Genomic DNA, 17,231 nt, shown 5'->3' on the forward strand with positions numbered 1-17,231 from the left:
GACCTCCTCGCATCCTCCCACGCGTAGGCGAGACACGCGCAGCGTCCTCGAAACCGTCCGTTACCGCCGTCTCACACCTGTCCCATGGCCGAAGAATCCAGTCCCAGTTCACCGGCGTCCGATACCCCCGATACGAATCGACTCGGGCGAATCAACGTGACCATCGATAGCGTGACTGTCGAGTGGCCCGCGGTCGACCGCGAGCGTGCGGCGCTCTGGTTCATCACCGTCGTCGCCGTGACCGGTCTCCTTTACGTGGCGTGGCGGTACGTGGGCAGCGTGGTCTTGGGGCTGTTTGTCTACTACGTGACGCGCCCGGTGCTACGCCGCATCGACGGTCGGTTCGAGTCGCGCACAGTGTCGGTCGCTCTCACGCTCACCGCGGTCGCGCTGCCGCTCCTGTTCGTTGTCGGCTGGACGTTCACCATCCTCGTCACGTCGGTGAACGACCTGCTCGAATCGGACGTCTTCGGGAACGTCGAGGCGTTCGTCCAGCCGTACCTCGACCTCACGTCCCTGCTGAGCCAACTGGGGGCGTTCACCGAGGCGGTCATCAGAGACCCGAGTCGGCTCGCCGACGTCGACCTCGGAAGCTTCGCCGGGGACGTCGTCGGGTCGATACTTGGCTGGGTCGGTGTCGCCGTCAACGTGGGTATCCACGCGTTCGTCGTTCTCATCATCGTCTTCTACCTGCTCAGGGACGACTACCGCGTCGCTCGGTGGGCTCGAAACACGTTCGTTGAGGAGGACGGCCACCTCGACGCCTACTTCGTTCGGGTCGACAGGGACCTTCACAACGTCTACTTCGGAAACATCCTGAACGCGCTTCTTACGGGAGTGCTCGCCTCGACGACGTACTCCCTGCTCAACGTCTTCGCACCGGCGGCCACGCGAATCCCGGAGGCGGCGTTCCTCGGCCTCCTCGTGGGCGCGGCGAGCCTTATTCCGGTCGTCGGAATCAAGCTCGTCACGTGGCCGGTCGGCGCGTACCTCCTCGGACGGGCACTCTGGCTCGACCCGGACGTCGTCTGGTTTCCCATCGCGTTCTTCGCCGTCTCCTTCGTCATCGTGGACTACGTCCCCGACCAACTCCTCCGTCCGTACGTCAGCGGCCGGACGCTCCACGTCGGCGCAGTGATGCTCGCGTACACCATCGGACCGCTTCTCTTCGGTTGGTACGGCATCTTCTTGGCACCGCTCCTGTTCGTCGCGGTGTTCGAGTTCGGTCGGATACTCTTCCCCTGGCTCCTCGACCCGTCGGGAGTGGACGCCGACAGCCTCGGACAAGCCGAGGGCGCGCAGACACCGTCGAAGCCGCCCTCGAAAATTCGGGACGCCGATATTTCGATGACTGAAGGCACCCAGTCGCTTTCGGCCCCCGTCGAGAGCGACGGACCGACTGTGGACGAATGAGAACTGGGGAGCGGCTAGTTGACGGGGTTGGTGTCCACGGCGGCTGGCGCGGGCCCATCCCTCTCTGCACGGGGGTTTCTACTCCGTTTCGTTCTCACGATTCCCAGCAAATTCCTGTCCGTGAGACTCTCAGCGACCCGATAAATGCAGTTTATTATGCTTTCCTGCTTACGTGTAGCCGGGTTGAATAGATGAGTTCACTAGTAGTACTCGCGTTCGATACGATGGACGGGGCGGAGAACATGCGGGAGAAGCTGTACCAACTCCAGCGGCGCGAACTGATTACGATAGAAGACGCCGCTATCGCGGTTCGAAAAGAGAACGGTCAGGTGAAAGTCAAACAGGCCCAGAGCCTCGTCGGCGTGGGCGCGCTCGGCGGGTCGTTCTGGGGCCTCCTCATCGGCGTCATCTTCTGGATGCCCTGGCTCGGGATGGCGGTCGGGGCGGTGACGGGCGCGCTCAGCGGCAAGTTCACCGATATCGGTATCGACGACGCGTTCATCAAAGAGGTCGCCAACACGGTCGAACCCGGCGACTCCGCGCTGTTCCTCCTGTCCCGCGGCGCACAGATGGAGCGAATCAGAGCGGAACTGTCCGACGACAAGTTCGAGATCATCGAGACGAACCTCTCGCCCGAGGACGAAGACCGGCTCCGTGAGGCGTTCGCCGCCGAAGAAATTTCGGGATAGATGGCAACCCGTTCCCGTCTGACCGGGCGCGATAGTGGCCTCGCCGTGTTCGATTGACGGCGCGACGTGCGACGGGTGGGAGCGCCTGCGCGGAGCGGAGCGCTTCGCCCATGACTGTCGAAGCAGGCGGCGGTCGCCCCGCAACCGCCCGTTGGCTCGATTCTCTCGTAATCGCCCGATTTCGCTCGGGTTTTCTCGGAGACGCGCGAGAGGCGTCCGCGTCCCCGACTCAAGCGGACGTTCCGGTGCTCTTCAGTATCTTGGTCCCCGGAACGAGACTCACTATACTTTACAAAGGTAGCTGTGTAACAAAAACGTTAGATGGCCGTCAGTATGGGGAACGCGGGCCTCCGATAATCGCGTCATCTGTCGGCTTCTCCCGGCCGCGAAGTGTTGTCGTCTAGAACGGGTGTCCGCCGCTGAACAGTTTGGCCGTTCTGGACCCTCACCGGGCCGTTCTTGTACAGAAATACGTTACTCCTCTCTTCGGCTCATCGCACGATTGTTGTGTATCGCGACATGTGGTTTATACGGGTGTTCACTCCGAATCGTCGCCGGCTCGCAGAGCACGCGCCGCGGCGTAACCGACAGCTACTGCGCTATCTGCTCTTCGACGGACACGGACTCGTCCGTCGACTCGAACACCCCGGCCAGCGTCTCGCGCATCGCCTGCCGGCGGAACGACCGCCGGCGCTCCTCGGAGAGGTAGTTCGACATGACGACGTCGGCGCTCTTCGACCCCTGGTCGGCGGCGACGCCCTCCAACTGCGCGAGCATCTCGTCGACCGCCGCCTGATAGGCCGTGTACCAGAAGCGCCGACAGAGCTTCGCCGTCGGGACCTCGCCGTCGACGGTCACGCCGGCCTCGTCGGCGAGGCGCTTGAACCGGCGGTTGACCGTCTCGCGGGCGATGTGTCCCGAGGCGGCCCGCGAGGAGGGAAACAGCGCGCCGTTCCAGTCGTCGTCCTCGGCGAGCGCGTCGATGCGGGCGGCGACGGCGTCGACGCCGTAGAGGAGCGCGACGGTTCCCGGCCCGTTCTTCCGCGCTTCGAACGCGATGTGGGGGTCGTCGCCGGAGAGGACGAGTTGCGACGCGCGGAGCGACGCGAGCTCGTTCGGGCGGAGCCCCCAGCCGGCGAGTCCGAGGACGAGCAGGCGGTCTTCGAGGTCGTCGGCGACGGCGTACACGTCGCTCACTTGGTCCGCGGTCATCGTGCGGTTGTCGGGCTGGCCCTGTTCCCAGCGGAACTGTTTGGCGGCGTTCCCGACGGGGTTGTACCGCGCGCGCCGGAAGTCGACGAGGTACTCGTAGAACGACCGGACCGTCTGGAGGTACTTGAGCTTCGTCCCGTCGGTGGCGAGTTCGGCGTCGAACTCGTCGAGGACCGCGAGACAGCGGTCTATCTCGTCGGGCTCGGCGTCGCGGTCGTCCAGTCGTGAGAGCAGGTCGGCCGAACCGTGTCGGTCGCGGTAGACCCGGGCGAACCGCGCGAGGTGAGTCCGGCGGGTCGGTAGCGTCGAGTCCGCGAGGCCGCGCCGCGATTCGAGCATGTCGAGGTACGTCTCGAACGCCTCGACGGTGCGGTCGTCGTCGATACCCCAGTCGTAGCCTTCGTCGGTCGCCTCGTCGCCGAGGCCGACGACGCCGACGAAGAACTCCCGCGGCGTGAGGTCGTGTTTCTCGCGGAGCGCGTAGGCGATGCCCGACCAGCCGCGTTCGGTCAGCCACGAGTAGGTCGGCACGTCCCGCGTCGGGTCCATCCCGTCGCGGTCCATCGCGGGTGCCATCGTCTCCCAGTAGAACGCTTCGAGTTCGTCGAGCGACTTCCGCGACCAGTTCACCGCGGCTCACCCCGCGCGAACCGGCCGCCGCGTCGCGTTCCGTGCGCCATCGTTCTGCATGCAGGGCGTGCCGCGGACGGATTAACACTTTCTCTCGCTGGGACCGACGGCGCGTCGGTGAGTTGTGCCCGCCGACCGACCCGTCGACCCTCAATATGACGGGTAGTAGATATATTGGGGAGACGCGATAACAGGAAACCACAATGTCCGATGGAAACGACGGCGGTTCGGTGCTCGAGGCGGACCCGCCCGGCGAGGGGGGACGGGTCGGCGACGCGGACCCGGCGGTCGACGTCGGTGCCGCGGCCGACGAGGTGACGGTCCTCGAAAGCGGGACCGAGTTGGAGCGGACGATCGGCCTTCGCGGCGGGTTGGCGATTGGTATCGGGACGATGGTCGGCGCGGGTATCTTCGTCTTTCCCGGCCTCGCCGCCGGGCAGGCGGGTCCCGCGGCCGCGCTCTCGTTCGCGCTCGGGGCGGTCATCGCGCTGTTGGTCGCGCTCCCGACCTCCGAGTTGGCCACGGCGATGCCGAAAAGCGGCGGCGCGTACTACTTCATCTCCCGCGGCATGGGTTCGGCGTTCGGCGCGGTCGTCGGCATCGGGCTCTGGTTGGGGCTCGTCTTCGCCTCGGCGTTCTACCTCGTCGGCTTCGCGCAGTACGCCATCGCCGTGCTGACGGAGTTGGGTGCGGCGTCGATGGTCTCGGACCTGCCGCTCGTGGCGGTCCTCGGAGTCGGCTTCGGGGTCGTCTTGACGGCTCTCAGCATGTTCGGGACCGAGAACGCGACGAAGCTCCAGAACAGCATCGTGAGCCTGCTCCTCGGCATCCTCCTCGTGTTCCTCGTCTACGGCTCGCTCGACACGCTCGGGCTGTTCGGCCGTCAGACCGTCCCCGAGGAGTTCATGCCCTACGGGACGCTCAGCATCTTCACCACGGCGGCGCTCGTGTTCACCTCGTACCTCGGGTTCGCGCAGGTGGCGACGGTCGCCGGCGAGATAACGAAACCCGGGCGGAACCTCCCGCTGGCGATGGTCGGGTCCGTGGTCGTCGTCGGGGTGCTGTACGTCGTGACCATCCTCGTCTCGACCGGCGCGTTCGGGAGCGGTCGACTCGCCACGTTCGGGGAGACGGCCATCGTCGAGGTCGCGCGCTCGTACCTCGGCTTCCCCGGTGCGGTCGCCATCCTCATCGCCGGGCTCTTGGCGACGGTGTCGAGCGCGAACGCCTCGATTCTCAGTTCGTCGCGCGCCCTCTACGCGCTCAGCCGCGACGCGCTGGTCCCGCCGCAACTCGCGCGAATCAACCTCCGGTACGGGACGCCCCACGTCGCGCTCGCGCTGGTCGGCGGACCGACGGTCGTCCTCGTCGCCGTCGGTCGGACGGAGGTACTCGCCGAGGTCGCGTCGTTCCTGCACCTCGTCACCTACGGGCTCATCTGCGTGGCGCTCATCGGGCTCCGTCGCTCGAACCCCGCGTGGTACGACCCGTCGTTCCGCGTCCCCGGCTACCCCGTCGTCCCGGTCCTCGGGGCGCTCGCGAGTTTCAGCCTCGTCGCGTTCATGCAACCGCTCTCGCAGGCGGTGGGCGTCGTCGTCGCGCTCGCCGCGCTGGTGTGGTACTTCGTCTACGCCCGAGACGTGCGCCTGAAGGGGGTGAGCGCCGATGCGTGACGCTCCCGACGTTCGCGTGCTCGTCCCCGTCGCGGTGCTGGAGGGGCAAGTGATTCCCGACCAACTGATTCACCTCCTCTCGGAGACGACGGTCGTCCTGCTCGCGTACCACGAGATACCCGAGCAGACGGCCCCCGAACAGGCCAGAGAGCAGTTCGAACCGAAGGCCCGCGAGGAACTCGACGAACTCGTCTCGGTGTTCGAATCCGCCGGTGCGACCGTCGAGACGCGACTCGTGTTCACTCACGATATGGACCAGACGACGGAGCGCATCGCCACGGAGGCGGAGTGCGACGCGGTACTACTCTCGAACCCCGCACCGACCATCGACCGCGTCATCGTTCCGATAAAGGAGGCCATCAACCTCGAGACGATTACCAAGGTCGCCGCGGCGGTCGGAAAGCGCGGAGACGTCGAACTCACGCTGTTCCACGCGGTCGAAGACGACGGCGCGGTCCCGGACGGCGAAGCCCTCCTCGACGAGGTCGCGAACGACCTGGCGGTCCTCGGCGTCAACCGCGAGCACGTCTCGCGCGTCGTCGTCGTCGCACAGAACCCGCTCCAGGCGCTCATCGAGGGCGCGGACGACCACGACGTGGTCGTGATGGGCGAGGAGAAGCCAACGCTCCGCGGCCGACTGTTCGGCGAGACCTCCGACCGAGTCGCCGAGCAGACCGTCGCCCCGGTGCTCGTGGTCCGGCGACCGCTCGACCCCGAACCTGACGACGCCGGCGGTACCGACGACTCGGAGTGAGGGCGGTTCGCCCTCGAACGTCTCCGGCCCGACACGGGACACTATTGTACTATTATTCCAATTGTCACGACACGGACCGACTGTTCTGAGAGCTGCACAAAACACAGGTAGAACAAAAATTTCTACAAATTTTACAAATTTCAAATTGTTTGTGGGTGTAGGGCGCTGATGATTTGATATCAGTGTCCGGGACTGTCGAACGTGATTCTCCCGCGAATCCAGAGTACAATCGACAGTCGATTCGGAATCGATTATTATTGCAAAATAACTGAATTACTATCTCGGGCAGACGACCGTCTCCGACGGGTCTCGCCCGCCTCGACTCACTCGGTCGGCGCGGAGCGTCCCCCCATCGGCGACTCGCTCGGGCCGACTCGGTCGTCCGCGAACGACATCCGACTGCTGTGGACGTTCGCACTTCCATTACACCAGTAATTATGTAATGTAGTGTGGGTCGTTTGCGGGGCGTTAGTCACCGCCAGTTCCTCCGGTGAGGCGTATCGCTAGTGACGAGAACTACGGGGAACTAGCTGTAATATGGTGTATCGTTGTATCTTCTCTAACTGATGTCCTGACTGTGTTCATATATGGTCAATACACCGCGATACTCGTTGTCGTGTGTCGTCTCTCAGATGTTCCGTTCTCGAAACTTTTCGGGGCGCGTTGACCGTCCGACGTTCGAAAACGTCAATCTCGTCCGGCAAGCCGTATCGAGGGGCCGAGCGCGGCTTCGACAGCATGACGCCGAGATTCGGGGACTGGCGACTCGTTCGGCCCGTCGATCGTACCGAGAGCGGTCTCCGACTCGCCCGCGACTCGGCCGAGACCGTCGGTTCTCCGTTTGTGAACCGTATCGACGCGCGGTCGGCGCGAAGGCGATACCGCCGCAGAAGCGTTGAGGACGACGCGGACCGCTAACTGAACGTCGGGAAATCGTCGTCGGACTCCTCCATGTTGACGTTGACTTCGATGACGTTGGCGGTGTTGACGACGCTCTCGATGAGTTGCTCGTGGTAGTCGGGCTGTTTCATCCGGCGGACCGGACCGGAGACGCTGATGGAGCCGAGGACGCGTCCGTGACGGTTCGTCACCGGCGCCCCGATGGCCTGCAGGCCCTTGATTTCCTCCTCGTCGTTGAGCGAGTAGCCCCGGTCGCGAATCGTCTCCAACTCCTCGAAGAGCTCCTCGCGGGTCGTGATGGTCGCCTCGGTCTTGCCCGGCAGGCCGTACTGGTCGATAATCCACTCGACGCGCTCTTTCGGGAGGTGCGCGAGAATCGCTTTCCCCGTCGCCGAGAAGTGGAGGTAGTCGGCGCGCTGGAGCTTGTTCACCTGGTAGTCGCTCCCGACGGCCTTCTCGCCGCTCACCTTGTAGAGGTTGATGCCCAGCCCGTGCTGTTCGGTCGCCAGGTGCGCGTACTCGCCGGTCTTCTCCGCGAGTTCCTCGATTTCGGGCTTGCCGATGCGGTAGAGGATGTTCTGGTACCGGACGTACTCGCCCACGAGGAGGAACTGCAGCGACAGCCGGTAGGTGTCTTCTTCCTTCACGACGAACTTCTCGGCTCGAAGCGTGCTCAGGTAGTTGTAGACGACGCTCTTCGAGAGGTCCAGATGGTTTGCCAACTCCGTCACCCGCGCGCCGTCCAGCTCCTCGAGCGCCCGAACGACATCGAACGCACGAGACACCGTCTTCAGGGTCCGCGGCGAACCGGTCGTGTGTTCGTCTGCCATAGTCAAGTTCGAAGCCGCGAAGTCATATGTGTTTGTATTTGACGAACGGTCACTTCTGAAATCGCCGGTAAATCGCACCGATTGCCGCAAAGTAGCGTAATTGGCGCGATTCTTATTTCGAATATCGTCTGTAACGTGGCCGAAACGAGTGAATTCGACCACTTAGACACCGTGTTCTCATTGTACAAACACCGCGATGCTCTGACCGATTCCAGACTCATCGTACAGCGAGAGAACACGGGTTTCAGGGACACTGGGCGGAGAATAGCGCATCGTGGTGGCTGACGTTTCGGCGATGCGGTCGTCGCGGCGCGGCGGGCGGCGGCCGATTCGAACGCATCGATAGGGCGGGTCCGCGGAGAGCGGAACCGAGAACAGCAGTCGTCAGTCGGGCGGTTCCGTCACTCGGTCGCGAGGTCGGCGAGCGCGCCGGCGAGCACGCGAGTCGCGTCGGCGCAGTCCTCCCAGTCGGTCCACTCGCGGGGGTTGTGCGAGATGCCGTCGCGGGAGGGGGCAAAGAGCAGCGCGGCGTCCGTGACGGCCGCGACGTGCATGGTGTCGTGGCCGGCCCCGGAGTGGAGGTCGAGGGTTTCGAGGTCGGCGTCGGTCCCGGCGTCGTGGAGCGCGGCGCGGCAGCGCTCGCTCATCTCGACGGGCTTGCGGTCCCACGGGTGCGAGAGCGAGGCCTCGACCGGGCGCTCGGCCTCGATGCGGTCGAGGCTCGCCTCCGCCTCCTCGATGACGTACTCGATGGAGTTGTACGCCACGTCGCGGATGTCGACGGTCAGGGCGACTTTCCCGGCGATGACGTTGGGCGCGTTCGGCGAGACCTCCAGTTTGCCGACGGTCCCGACCGCGGTCTCCGAGACCTCGTTGCGCTCGGTCGTCGCGCGCTCCACGTCGAGGACGAACTCGCTGGCGGCGGCGAGCGCGTCCGACCGGTCGTCCATGAGCGTCGACCCGGCGTGGTCGGCCTCGCCCGTGATTTCGACGGCACACCGGGAGAGACCGACGATGCTCGTGACGACGCCGGCGGGGACGTTCGCGTCTTCGAGGCGCTCGGACTGCTCGATGTGAAGTTCTATCCACGCGTCCCAGTCGGCGGCGTCGACGCGCCCTTCGCCTCGGTAGCCGATGTCAGCGAGGGCGTCGCCGAGCGGAATCCCGTCGGCGTCCTCGATGTCGAGGGCCTCTTCGACGCTCAACTCGCCGACGGCGACCGCCGACCCGATGAGGCCGCCGCCGAACCGCTGGCCCTCCTCCTCGGTGAAGTTGACGACCTCGACGGGTCGGACGGGTTCGATTCCGGCGTCCTGCATCGCGCGGACGCTCTCCAGCCCCGCGTAGACGCCGAGCGGACCGTCGAAGATGCCGCCTTCGGGGACCGAATCGAGGTGACTTCCCGTGGCGACGGGGGCCGCGTCGGGGTCCGCGCTCTCGGGAACCCACCGACCGACGATGTTGCCGACCTCGTCGATGGTGATGGAGAGACCGGCGTCCCGGAGGCGCTCGCAGAAGAACTCTCTCGCCCGCCGGTCCGCCTCGCTGCCGCTCAGGACCGTCCGCCCCCGACCCTCGTCCGTCGGGACGGCCCCGAACTCCGCGTTCGACTCGATGTCGCTGCGGAGTCGCTGCTGATTGACTCGCATGGTTCCCGGATTCGTGACTAACCCTATTTTACTGTTTGGAATTCGGTCACATGCGTGACAGTACCGAGCGGCCGCGAACTCCCCGAAATCAGCAGGCACGGCGCGCTGGATGTGGGTTCTGGGACTCTGCCCACCGCCCGTGTCGTTCGAGGGCGCACATCGGCGACGTTCGAGGACGCGCGTCGGCGACGGTTCGGTCGTCGCGACCTGCGGGACGCCGATGCGGGCCGTCGTTTGCGACGAGGGGGTTGACATACGTGGAGTAATCCCGCATAGAGATGGGATAGAATTGGTCATTCTACAGTTCCATCGCGCTCGGCGCTCGGAACAGTCTCTGATATTACATCTTCTCCGTCTCGATATGGGGATTGTACTCACACAACCACAATTTTTATCACACAGTAACGGATTTGAGCGACTGTATGCAAGAGAATGGCAAGGGGAGCGACTCCTCCGACAGCACCGGCGACGGCACGCGTCGCAGTCGTTTCGACCGCCGTACCTTCCTCGGGGCGGCGGCGACGACCGGCGCGGTGGCGCTCGCCGGGTGTACGGGCGGCGGTTCGGACGACAGCACGACCGAAGATTCGGGTTCCTCGGGCGGAAGCGACGACACGGAGAGCACCGACACGACCGCCGCGAGCGGCGGGAAGCAGGGCGGCACGCTCCAGTGGGGCGGCGCGGTGCCGGTGCAGGGGCTCGACCCGCACATCGACACCTCGGCTGCCTCCAAGCGCGTTCTGGAGAACATCTACGAGGAAGTCGTCGCGCTGCAGGACGACTACTCCATCCAGCCGCACCTCGCGGAGTCGATGGAGCAGTCCGACGATAACACGGTCCTGACGTTCAACCTCCGGGAGGGCGTCACCTTCCACAACGGCAAGGAGATGACCTCCGAGGACGTGCTGGCGAGCTACGAGCGCGTCCAGAACGGCGACTACCTCGCCACCGGCTTCTTCGACTACGTCGAGGAGCTTCGCGCCCCCGACGACTACACCTTCGAAGTCCAACTCACCGAACCCTTCGCGCCGTTCCTCGCGAAGATGGCGACGGCGGAACTGTCGGTCATGCCCGCCGAGAACGCCGAGAAGGACATGGTCGAAGAACCCATCGGGACCGGCCCGTACGTGTTCGAGAGCCGGGAAATCGAGACCTCGTTCACGATGTCGCGCAACGAGGACTACTGGGGCGCGTCCGACGAGGACGGCCCGTTCATCGACACCATCGTCAAGAGCGAGGTGCCGGACCCGAGCGTCCGCCTCCAGTCGTTCCTCGCCGGCGAGTACGACTTCATCAACGGCATCGCGCCGAAGGACGTCTCCCGCGTCGAGCAGGCCCCCGACGTTCGGTTCGAAAAGCAGTTCCCGAAATCGCTCGTCTACCTCGGCCTGAACTGCGACGTGGCTCCGTTCGACAACAAGGACGCCCGCCTCGCGCTCGACTACACCATCGACAAGGAGAAGGTCGCCGAGGCGGCCCTCTACGGCACCGGTCAGACCACGGCGTCCCCGGCGACGCCCGGCAGCCCGTGGGTCAACCCGGACATCGAACCGCGCCCGCGTGACCTCGACAAGGCACAGGAGCACCTCGACGCCGCCGGCATGTCCGACGGCTTCACGGCGACGTTCAAGATTCCGCAGTCCTACCCGACGCAGGTGCAGGCCGCGGAGGTCATCGCAGCCGACGCCGCCGAGGTCGGCATCAACCTCGAAATCCAGCAGATCACGTGGAGCACGTGGCTCTCGGACGTCTACTCCAACCGCGACTTCCAGGCGACGACGAGCTCCTACCTCGCGCTCTGGTACCCCGACGTGTCGTTCTACAAGTTCCTACACCCCAACGGGGCGTTCTTCTTCACCAACTGGGTGAACGAGGACTACAACGCGCTCGTCGAGGAGGCGCGCACCATCTACGACGAACAGGAGCGCGCCGAGCTCTACCACCAGGCGACGGAGATTCTCCACGAGGACCGCGCCGGCCACCTCTTCCTGTGGTGGCAGCCGAGCCTCTACGGAGCCGCCTCGCAGTACAAAGGCGACATCGGCGCGCCCGACGGGTCGACGCTGCAGTTCGGCGACAACTGGCTCGACCGCTAACAGAGATTCCACACAATGTCGATGTACAACTACGTCTTTCGGCGCGTCGGGTTCATGGCGGTGACGCTGTTCTTCGTCACGCTCATCGCCTTCGCCGTCACCAACATCCTGCCCGGTGACGTGGCCCTGCTCATCTTGGGCCCCAACGCGACCGAACAATCGCTCGAAGCGCTCCAAACCCAACTGGGACTCAACCGCCCGCTGTACGTGCAGTACATCGACTGGGTCGTCGGGCTCCTCCAGGGGAACATGGGCGAATCGCTCCGATTCGGCGAGCCCGTGGCGCAACTCATCGCCGAGCGCCTGCCCCGGTCGATGATGCTCGCCGTCGCCGCGACGCTCGTCGCCGTCGTGCTGTCGGTCCCGCTCGGCGTCTACGCCGCCGTCAACCAGAACGAAGCGCCCGACGTGAGCGCCTCGATGTTCGCCTTCGTCGGCATCTCGATGCCGATATTCCTGTGGGGACTGGTGTTCATCCTGGTGTTCGCCGTCTGGCTGAACCTCTTTCCGACCGGGGGGTACGTCTCCCCGAGCGAGGACCTCGTCGGGTCGCTCACGCGACTCGTCCTCCCCGCGGGGGCGATGGGCTTCGCGCTCACCGCGTACATCATGCGGATGACCCGGTCGTCGATGCTGGAGGTTCTCAGCGAGGAGTACATCAATCTCGCGCGTGCGAAGGGGATGAGCCAACGGGTCATCGTCCTCAGACACGCGCTCAAGAACGCAATCATCCCCGTCATCACGGTCATCGCGTTCCAGTTCAGCTACGCGTTCGGCGGGGTCGTCGTGCTCGAAGAGGTGTTCTTCTGGCCCGGCATCGGTCGGCTGACGCTGACCGCGATTCAGAGCCGCGATATCCCCCTGATTCAGGGGTGCATCCTCGTGGTCGCACTCATCTACATGTTCTCGAACTTCGCCGCAGACCTGCTGTACGCGTACTTCGACCCGCGCATCCGCTACGGAGGTGACGACTGATGGCGACCGAACAGGAGACCGACCGCGGTCGCTTCACCATCACGCAGTCACAGCGCGACCGCATCGCCCGGTTCGTCCGGAAGTTCCGCAGCAACACGAAGGCGATGCTCGGCTTCTCCATCGTGGTGCTGCTCGTGCTCGTCGCCATCTTCGCGCCGATTATCGCGCCGTACCCCATCGACGCGACGAACATCGAAGACCGCTCGCAGGCCCCGTCGGTCGAACACCCGTTCGGCACCGACGACCTCGGCCGCGACATCTTCAGCCGCGTCGTCATGGGGAGCCGAATCTCGCTGTACGTCGGCTTCGGAGCCATCTCCGGCGCGCTCGCGGTCGGAGCGGTCGTCGGCGTCGTCGCCGGTTACGCCGGCGGCCTGACCGACGAGATACTGATGCGCGTCATGGACGCCGCGATGGCGTTCCCACCGGTGTTGCTCGCGCTCACCCTGCTCGTCGTCCTCGGCCCGGAGTTGAGTAACGTCGTCATCGCCTTGGCGTTCGTCTACACGCCGTACATCGCCCGCGTCTCGCGGAGCGCGGCGTTAGCCGAGCGCAACGAGGCGTACGTCGAGGCCGCCGTCGCCCGCGGCGAGAGCGACTCGCGCATCGTCTTCAGCGAGGTGTTCCCGAACTGCATGGCTCCCATGCTGGTTCAGGGGTCGCTGAACGTCTCGTTCGCCATCCTCGCGGAGGCGAGCCTGTCGTTCCTCGGCCTCGGCGCGCAGCCGCCGCGGCCGTCGTGGGGGCTGATGATTAACACCGGTCGCGGCTTCATGGAGACCGCGCCGTGGATGTTGCTGTTCCCCGCGTTGGCTATCGGCATCGCCGTCGTCGGGTTCAACATGCTCGGCGACGGACTGCGTGACGTGCTCGACCCCAAAGTGGAGGCGATAGAATGAGCGCACCAACCACCGCGACCGACCGCGAGGCCGACGACGGCCCGCTGCTCGACGTGCGCGGACTCAGAACCGAGTTCCGCACCGACGCCGGCCCCATCGTCGCCTCCAACGAGGTGTCGTTCTCGCTCGACCGCGGCGAGACCATGGGTCTCGTCGGCGAGTCGGGCGCGGGCAAGTCCGTGACGGCGCGGTCGCTCATGCGCCTCATCGACTCGCCCGGCGAAATCACCGGCGGGCAGGTCGTCTTCAACGGGGAAGACCTCCTGCAGAAGACGGAAGCCGAGATGCGCGACATCCGCGGCAACCGCATCGCGATGATTCCGCAGGACCCGATGTCGTCGCTCAACCCGGTGATGACCGTCGGCGAGCAAATCACGGAGACGATTCGCCGCCATCAGGACGTCTCCAAGTCAGAGGCACGCCAGCTCGCCATCGAATCGATGGACGACGTCGGCATCCCCGACGCGGAAGAACGCATCGACGACTACCCCCACGAGTTCTCCGGGGGGATGCGCCAGCGCGTCCTCGTCGCCATCGGCTTCTCCTGCGAGCCGGACCTCATCATCGCCGACGAGCCGACCACCGCGCTCGACGTGACGACGCAGGCGAAGATTCTCGACCTGCTCAACGAGATGCAGGAGCGCGAGGGGACGGCCGTGCTGATGATCACCCACAACCTCGGCGTCGTCGCCCAGACGTGCGACCACGTCGGCGTGATGTACGCCGGGAACCTCGTGGAGACGGCCGAACTCGGCGACCTGTTCGACCGCCCGCGACACCCCTACACCCGCGCGCTCATCGACTCCATCCCGGAGGTCGACACCGACTACGACGAACTGCCGACGCTCGACGGCGCGATGCCCGACCTCGGGAACCTCCCGAGCGGGTGTAACTTCGCGCCGCGGTGTCCCCACGCCACCGAGGCGTGCCGGACCGGCGGCGACCCGTCGCTCGACTCCGTCGGCGACGACTCCTCGCGCGCGGCGTGTCTCCACGCCGCCGACCTCGACCTCTCGGAGAGCACGGTCCCCGAATCCGGGGCCGGCCGCCGCGACATCGACCGCAGCGGCGAGCCGCTGTTCGAGGTGCGGAACCTGAAGAAGTATTTCAACGCCGGCGAGGGCGTCTTCGGCAACGTCCACCTCTCGTGGGAGGGCGGCGGCCTGCCGACGGTCGAACGGCGGCACGTCAAGGCCGTCGACGACGTGAGCTTCGACGTCTATCCCGGCGAGACCGTCGGGCTCGTCGGCGAGTCCGGCTGCGGGAAGTCCACGGTCGCTCGCACCGCGCTCCGGCTCCTCGAACCGACCGACGGCGAGGTGTACTTCGAGGGACAGCCGCTCCACGAGCTCGGCTCCTCGGAGATTCGGAGTCTGCGCCGCGAGATGCAGATGATATTCCAGGACCCTCAGAGTTCGCTCAACCCGCGGAAGACCGTGGGCCAAATCGTCGGGCGCGCGATGGAGAAACACGGCATCGCCACCGGCGAGGAAAAGCGCGAGCGAGTTGGCGACCTGCTCGAACGCGTCGGCCTGTCGCGGGCCGCCGCGAGCAAGTACCCCCACGAGTTCTCCGGGGGACAACAACAGCGCGTCGCCATCGCGCACGCGCTCGCCGTCGAACCGAAGCTCATCGTCTGCGACGAGCCCGTCTCGGCGCTCGACGTGAGCGTGCAGGCGCAGATTCTCAACCTCCTGAACGAGATTCAGGAAGACGAGAACATCTCGTTCCTGTTCATCTCGCACAACATCGGCGTCATCCGGCACATCTGCGACCGCGTGGCCGTGATGTACCTCGGGAAGATAGCGGAGTTCGGGAGCATCGAGCAGGTGTTCTCGCCGCCGTTCCACCCCTACACGGAGAGCCTCCTGTCGGCGGTCCCCCACGCGAACCCGGACCGCGAGACGGACCGCATCCTCTTGGAGGGGAGCGTCCCGAGCCCGATCAACCCGCCGTCGGGCTGTCCGTTCCAGACGCGCTGTCCGAAGAAAATCGGCGACGTCTGCGAGCAGGAGCTCCCGGAGCTCGAATCGGTCGGGGGCGCGGACCACTACATCTCCTGTCACCTCTCGGAGGAGGAGATGAGCCAGCGTGACTCGTTCATCACGCCGTCGAAGCGCGCGGAGACCAGTCCGGCCGACTCGGACTGAATCCGCCCGCGCGGTCTCTTCTCAGTATTTAGCGCCGAAGCCGGTTCAGTACTTGACGCCGAAGTCGAGAATCTCGTCGGGGTAGTCGCCGAACTGCGCGTCCGTCTCGCGGCGAATCTGGCCTTTCGCGCGCCGCGCCTCCGCGAGCAGGTCGCGGAGGTCGGACACCGGTTCGTCGGAGAGGTCGACCCGGAGGTTGTGGTAGAACTCCGGCGTCGGCGCGTGGACGAGCACCGCGGCGCTCATCTCGCCGCGGTCGTCGCCGCCGGCCGCCTCGCCGGCTTCGAGCGCCGAGACGAGTCGGTCGGCCATGTCGCCGTCGGCGGACTCGTACGCTTCGGCGGTCGCCTCGACGACCGCCTCGCCGGCGAGCATGTTGCCCGCGACGGTGTAATCGTCGCCGACGCGGTGGCCGGCCCACGAGACGCACTCGCCGCCGGTGAAGGCGAACTCGCCGGCCGCGCCGACGCCGTGGACCTGCCGATAGGCGGCGTGGTCGTCGGCGTCGAGGAGGGATTCGAAGGCGTCGTCGATGCGTTCGCCGGCTTCCGCGCGGGCGACCGCGTCGCGGCCGTGTTCGGTCTTCGTGTACGACTGCGTGACCGCCGCGCCGCCGGCGCTCACGTAGGGACAGGTCGCGCCGACGGCGACCGTGCCGGTCGTCACCGCCGCGCCGAAGACGTTCGCGTCCGGGTCGCGCGCCGCTATCGAGAAGGTTCCTGGGACGTGTCGCATGGTTCGGTACTGCGTTTCGGTCACGCTCGCGCGGTAAATACTCTCCCTCTCGCGGGGCGGAACGGAGACGCGGGTGGTGTCCGAGTGCGGCGTAACAGTTAGGACTCTGTCGAGTCTCGCACCGGATTCGGCGCGCTTCCCGTTCGCAACTGCCGAGCTAGTATTGCAAACACTATAAATTATTGCTGAACGCTATTTCTTATTTATCGGACTTTCCTATTCGGATGTTTTTGAATCGGTCGTGAATGATTGCATTGTCACCCCAGCTTCTGATTGAGCGGAAAAGCTAATTCGGGAGACGCTCTGCTGCGGTGCAGTATTTGTATTGGTGGGCAATACCGACCGTCTCGCGGGCCGGCAGTCGAATCCAAGGCTTATGTTGTCGCGGTGGCAAGACGAACGTATGAGACTCGGCATCGGTCGAACCGGCGTGGTGATTCTCCTCGGACTGTTCGTCATCCTCGGTGCGGAGGACGTGTACGTCTGGGCCGTCGCCGGAACCGTTCCCGGCGTCGAGTTCTTCCTGGCGCTCGTGTTCGTCCTCGTCGTCGCGTTCGTGGCGATTCGGGAGGCCCGGGCGCACCCGCCGAGTCGGTAGTCGTTCGCCGCTCGGAACGTGGTTTTCG

The 17,231-nt window shown here is 65.4% G+C and carries 13 protein-coding genes; 9 read left to right on the top strand and 4 right to left on the bottom strand.

Features of this window, described 5'->3' with window-relative positions; all coding sequences use genetic code 11:
• Positions 1 to 156 precede the first annotated feature (156 nt).
• Both ABY42_RS18270 and ABY42_RS18275 read left to right on the top strand, forming a co-directional pair.
• Positions 157 to 1,413, top strand: coding sequence for an AI-2E family transporter (locus tag ABY42_RS18270; protein WP_050460394.1), 1,257 nt, complete (start codon positions 157 to 159; stop codon positions 1,411 to 1,413).
• A gap of 224 nt (positions 1,414 to 1,637) precedes the next feature.
• Positions 1,638 to 2,102 (top strand): DUF1269 domain-containing protein, encoded by a 465-nt coding sequence (locus tag ABY42_RS18275; protein WP_004977961.1) that lies wholly within the window; start codon positions 1,638 to 1,640, stop codon positions 2,100 to 2,102.
• Between the two features lie 591 nt (positions 2,103 to 2,693).
• Here the strand turns inward: ABY42_RS18275 and ABY42_RS18280 are convergent.
• Positions 2,694 to 3,944 carry a tyrosine-type recombinase/integrase gene (locus ABY42_RS18280; RefSeq protein WP_050460395.1) on the bottom strand — a complete coding sequence of 417 codons (1,251 nt, stop codon included), beginning with the start codon at positions 3,942 to 3,944 and terminating at the stop codon, positions 2,694 to 2,696.
• A 203-nt stretch (positions 3,945 to 4,147) separates the two neighbouring features.
• Here ABY42_RS18280 and ABY42_RS18285 point away from each other — a divergent pair, with 203 nt between their 5' ends.
• The gene (locus tag ABY42_RS18285) at positions 4,148 to 5,617 is read left to right on the top strand and encodes an APC family permease (protein ID WP_004977956.1); all 1,470 of its coding nucleotides are present in this window, start codon (positions 4,148 to 4,150) and stop codon (positions 5,615 to 5,617) included.
• On the top strand, positions 5,610 to 6,371 hold the full coding sequence (locus ABY42_RS18290) for a universal stress protein (RefSeq protein WP_004977954.1): 762 nt from the start codon (positions 5,610 to 5,612) through the stop codon (positions 6,369 to 6,371). Before ABY42_RS18285 ends, ABY42_RS18290 begins: the two co-directional genes overlap by 8 nt.
• A gap of 914 nt (positions 6,372 to 7,285) precedes the next feature.
• Here the strand turns inward: ABY42_RS18290 and ABY42_RS18300 are convergent.
• A complete protein-coding gene (locus ABY42_RS18300; RefSeq protein WP_004977952.1) occupies positions 7,286 to 8,101 on the bottom strand; it encodes an IclR family transcriptional regulator in 816 nt (271 codons plus the stop codon).
• Positions 8,102 to 8,502: 401 nt separating this feature from the next.
• A complete protein-coding gene (locus ABY42_RS18305; protein ID WP_050460397.1) occupies positions 8,503 to 9,750 on the bottom strand; it encodes a Zn-dependent hydrolase in 1,248 nt (415 codons plus the stop codon).
• A gap of 422 nt (positions 9,751 to 10,172) precedes the next feature.
• Between ABY42_RS18305 and ABY42_RS18310 the strand changes: the two genes are divergently transcribed.
• The 4 genes from ABY42_RS18310 to ABY42_RS18325 are packed head-to-tail and all read left to right on the top strand — an operon-like array spanning position 10,173 to position 15,870.
• Positions 10,173 to 11,846: an ABC transporter substrate-binding protein gene (locus tag ABY42_RS18310; RefSeq protein ID WP_004977948.1), complete on the top strand. Its 1,674-nt coding sequence runs from the start codon at positions 10,173 to 10,175 to the stop codon at positions 11,844 to 11,846.
• Positions 11,847 to 11,861: 15 nt separating this feature from the next.
• Positions 11,862 to 12,821, top strand: a complete 960-nt coding sequence (locus ABY42_RS18315) for an ABC transporter permease (RefSeq protein ID WP_004977946.1) — start codon at positions 11,862 to 11,864, stop codon at positions 12,819 to 12,821.
• Positions 12,821 to 13,720 (top strand): ABC transporter permease, encoded by a 900-nt coding sequence (locus ABY42_RS18320; RefSeq protein ID WP_004977945.1) that lies wholly within the window; start codon positions 12,821 to 12,823, stop codon positions 13,718 to 13,720. The genes ABY42_RS18315 and ABY42_RS18320 overlap by 1 nt, the downstream gene beginning before the upstream one ends.
• Positions 13,717 to 15,870 (top strand): dipeptide ABC transporter ATP-binding protein, encoded by a 2,154-nt coding sequence (locus ABY42_RS18325; RefSeq protein ID WP_004977944.1) that lies wholly within the window; start codon positions 13,717 to 13,719, stop codon positions 15,868 to 15,870. The genes ABY42_RS18320 and ABY42_RS18325 overlap by 4 nt, the downstream gene beginning before the upstream one ends.
• A gap of 45 nt (positions 15,871 to 15,915) precedes the next feature.
• On the opposite strand, the gene ABY42_RS18330 is transcribed toward ABY42_RS18325, so the two are convergent.
• Positions 15,916 to 16,605 carry a DUF1028 domain-containing protein gene (locus tag ABY42_RS18330; protein ID WP_050460425.1) on the bottom strand — a complete coding sequence of 230 codons (690 nt, stop codon included), beginning with the start codon at positions 16,603 to 16,605 and terminating at the stop codon, positions 15,916 to 15,918.
• 403 nt (positions 16,606 to 17,008) lie between these two features.
• Here ABY42_RS18330 and ABY42_RS18335 point away from each other — a divergent pair, with 403 nt between their 5' ends.
• A complete protein-coding gene (locus ABY42_RS18335; RefSeq protein WP_049905292.1) occupies positions 17,009 to 17,203 on the top strand; it encodes a hypothetical protein in 195 nt (64 codons plus the stop codon).
• The last annotated feature ends 28 nt before the right edge of the window (positions 17,204 to 17,231 follow it).

Origin of the sequence: Haloferax gibbonsii (genome assembly GCF_001190965.1) — an archaeon.
In the GTDB taxonomy this organism is placed as follows: domain Archaea; phylum Halobacteriota; class Halobacteria; order Halobacteriales; family Haloferacaceae; genus Haloferax; species Haloferax gibbonsii.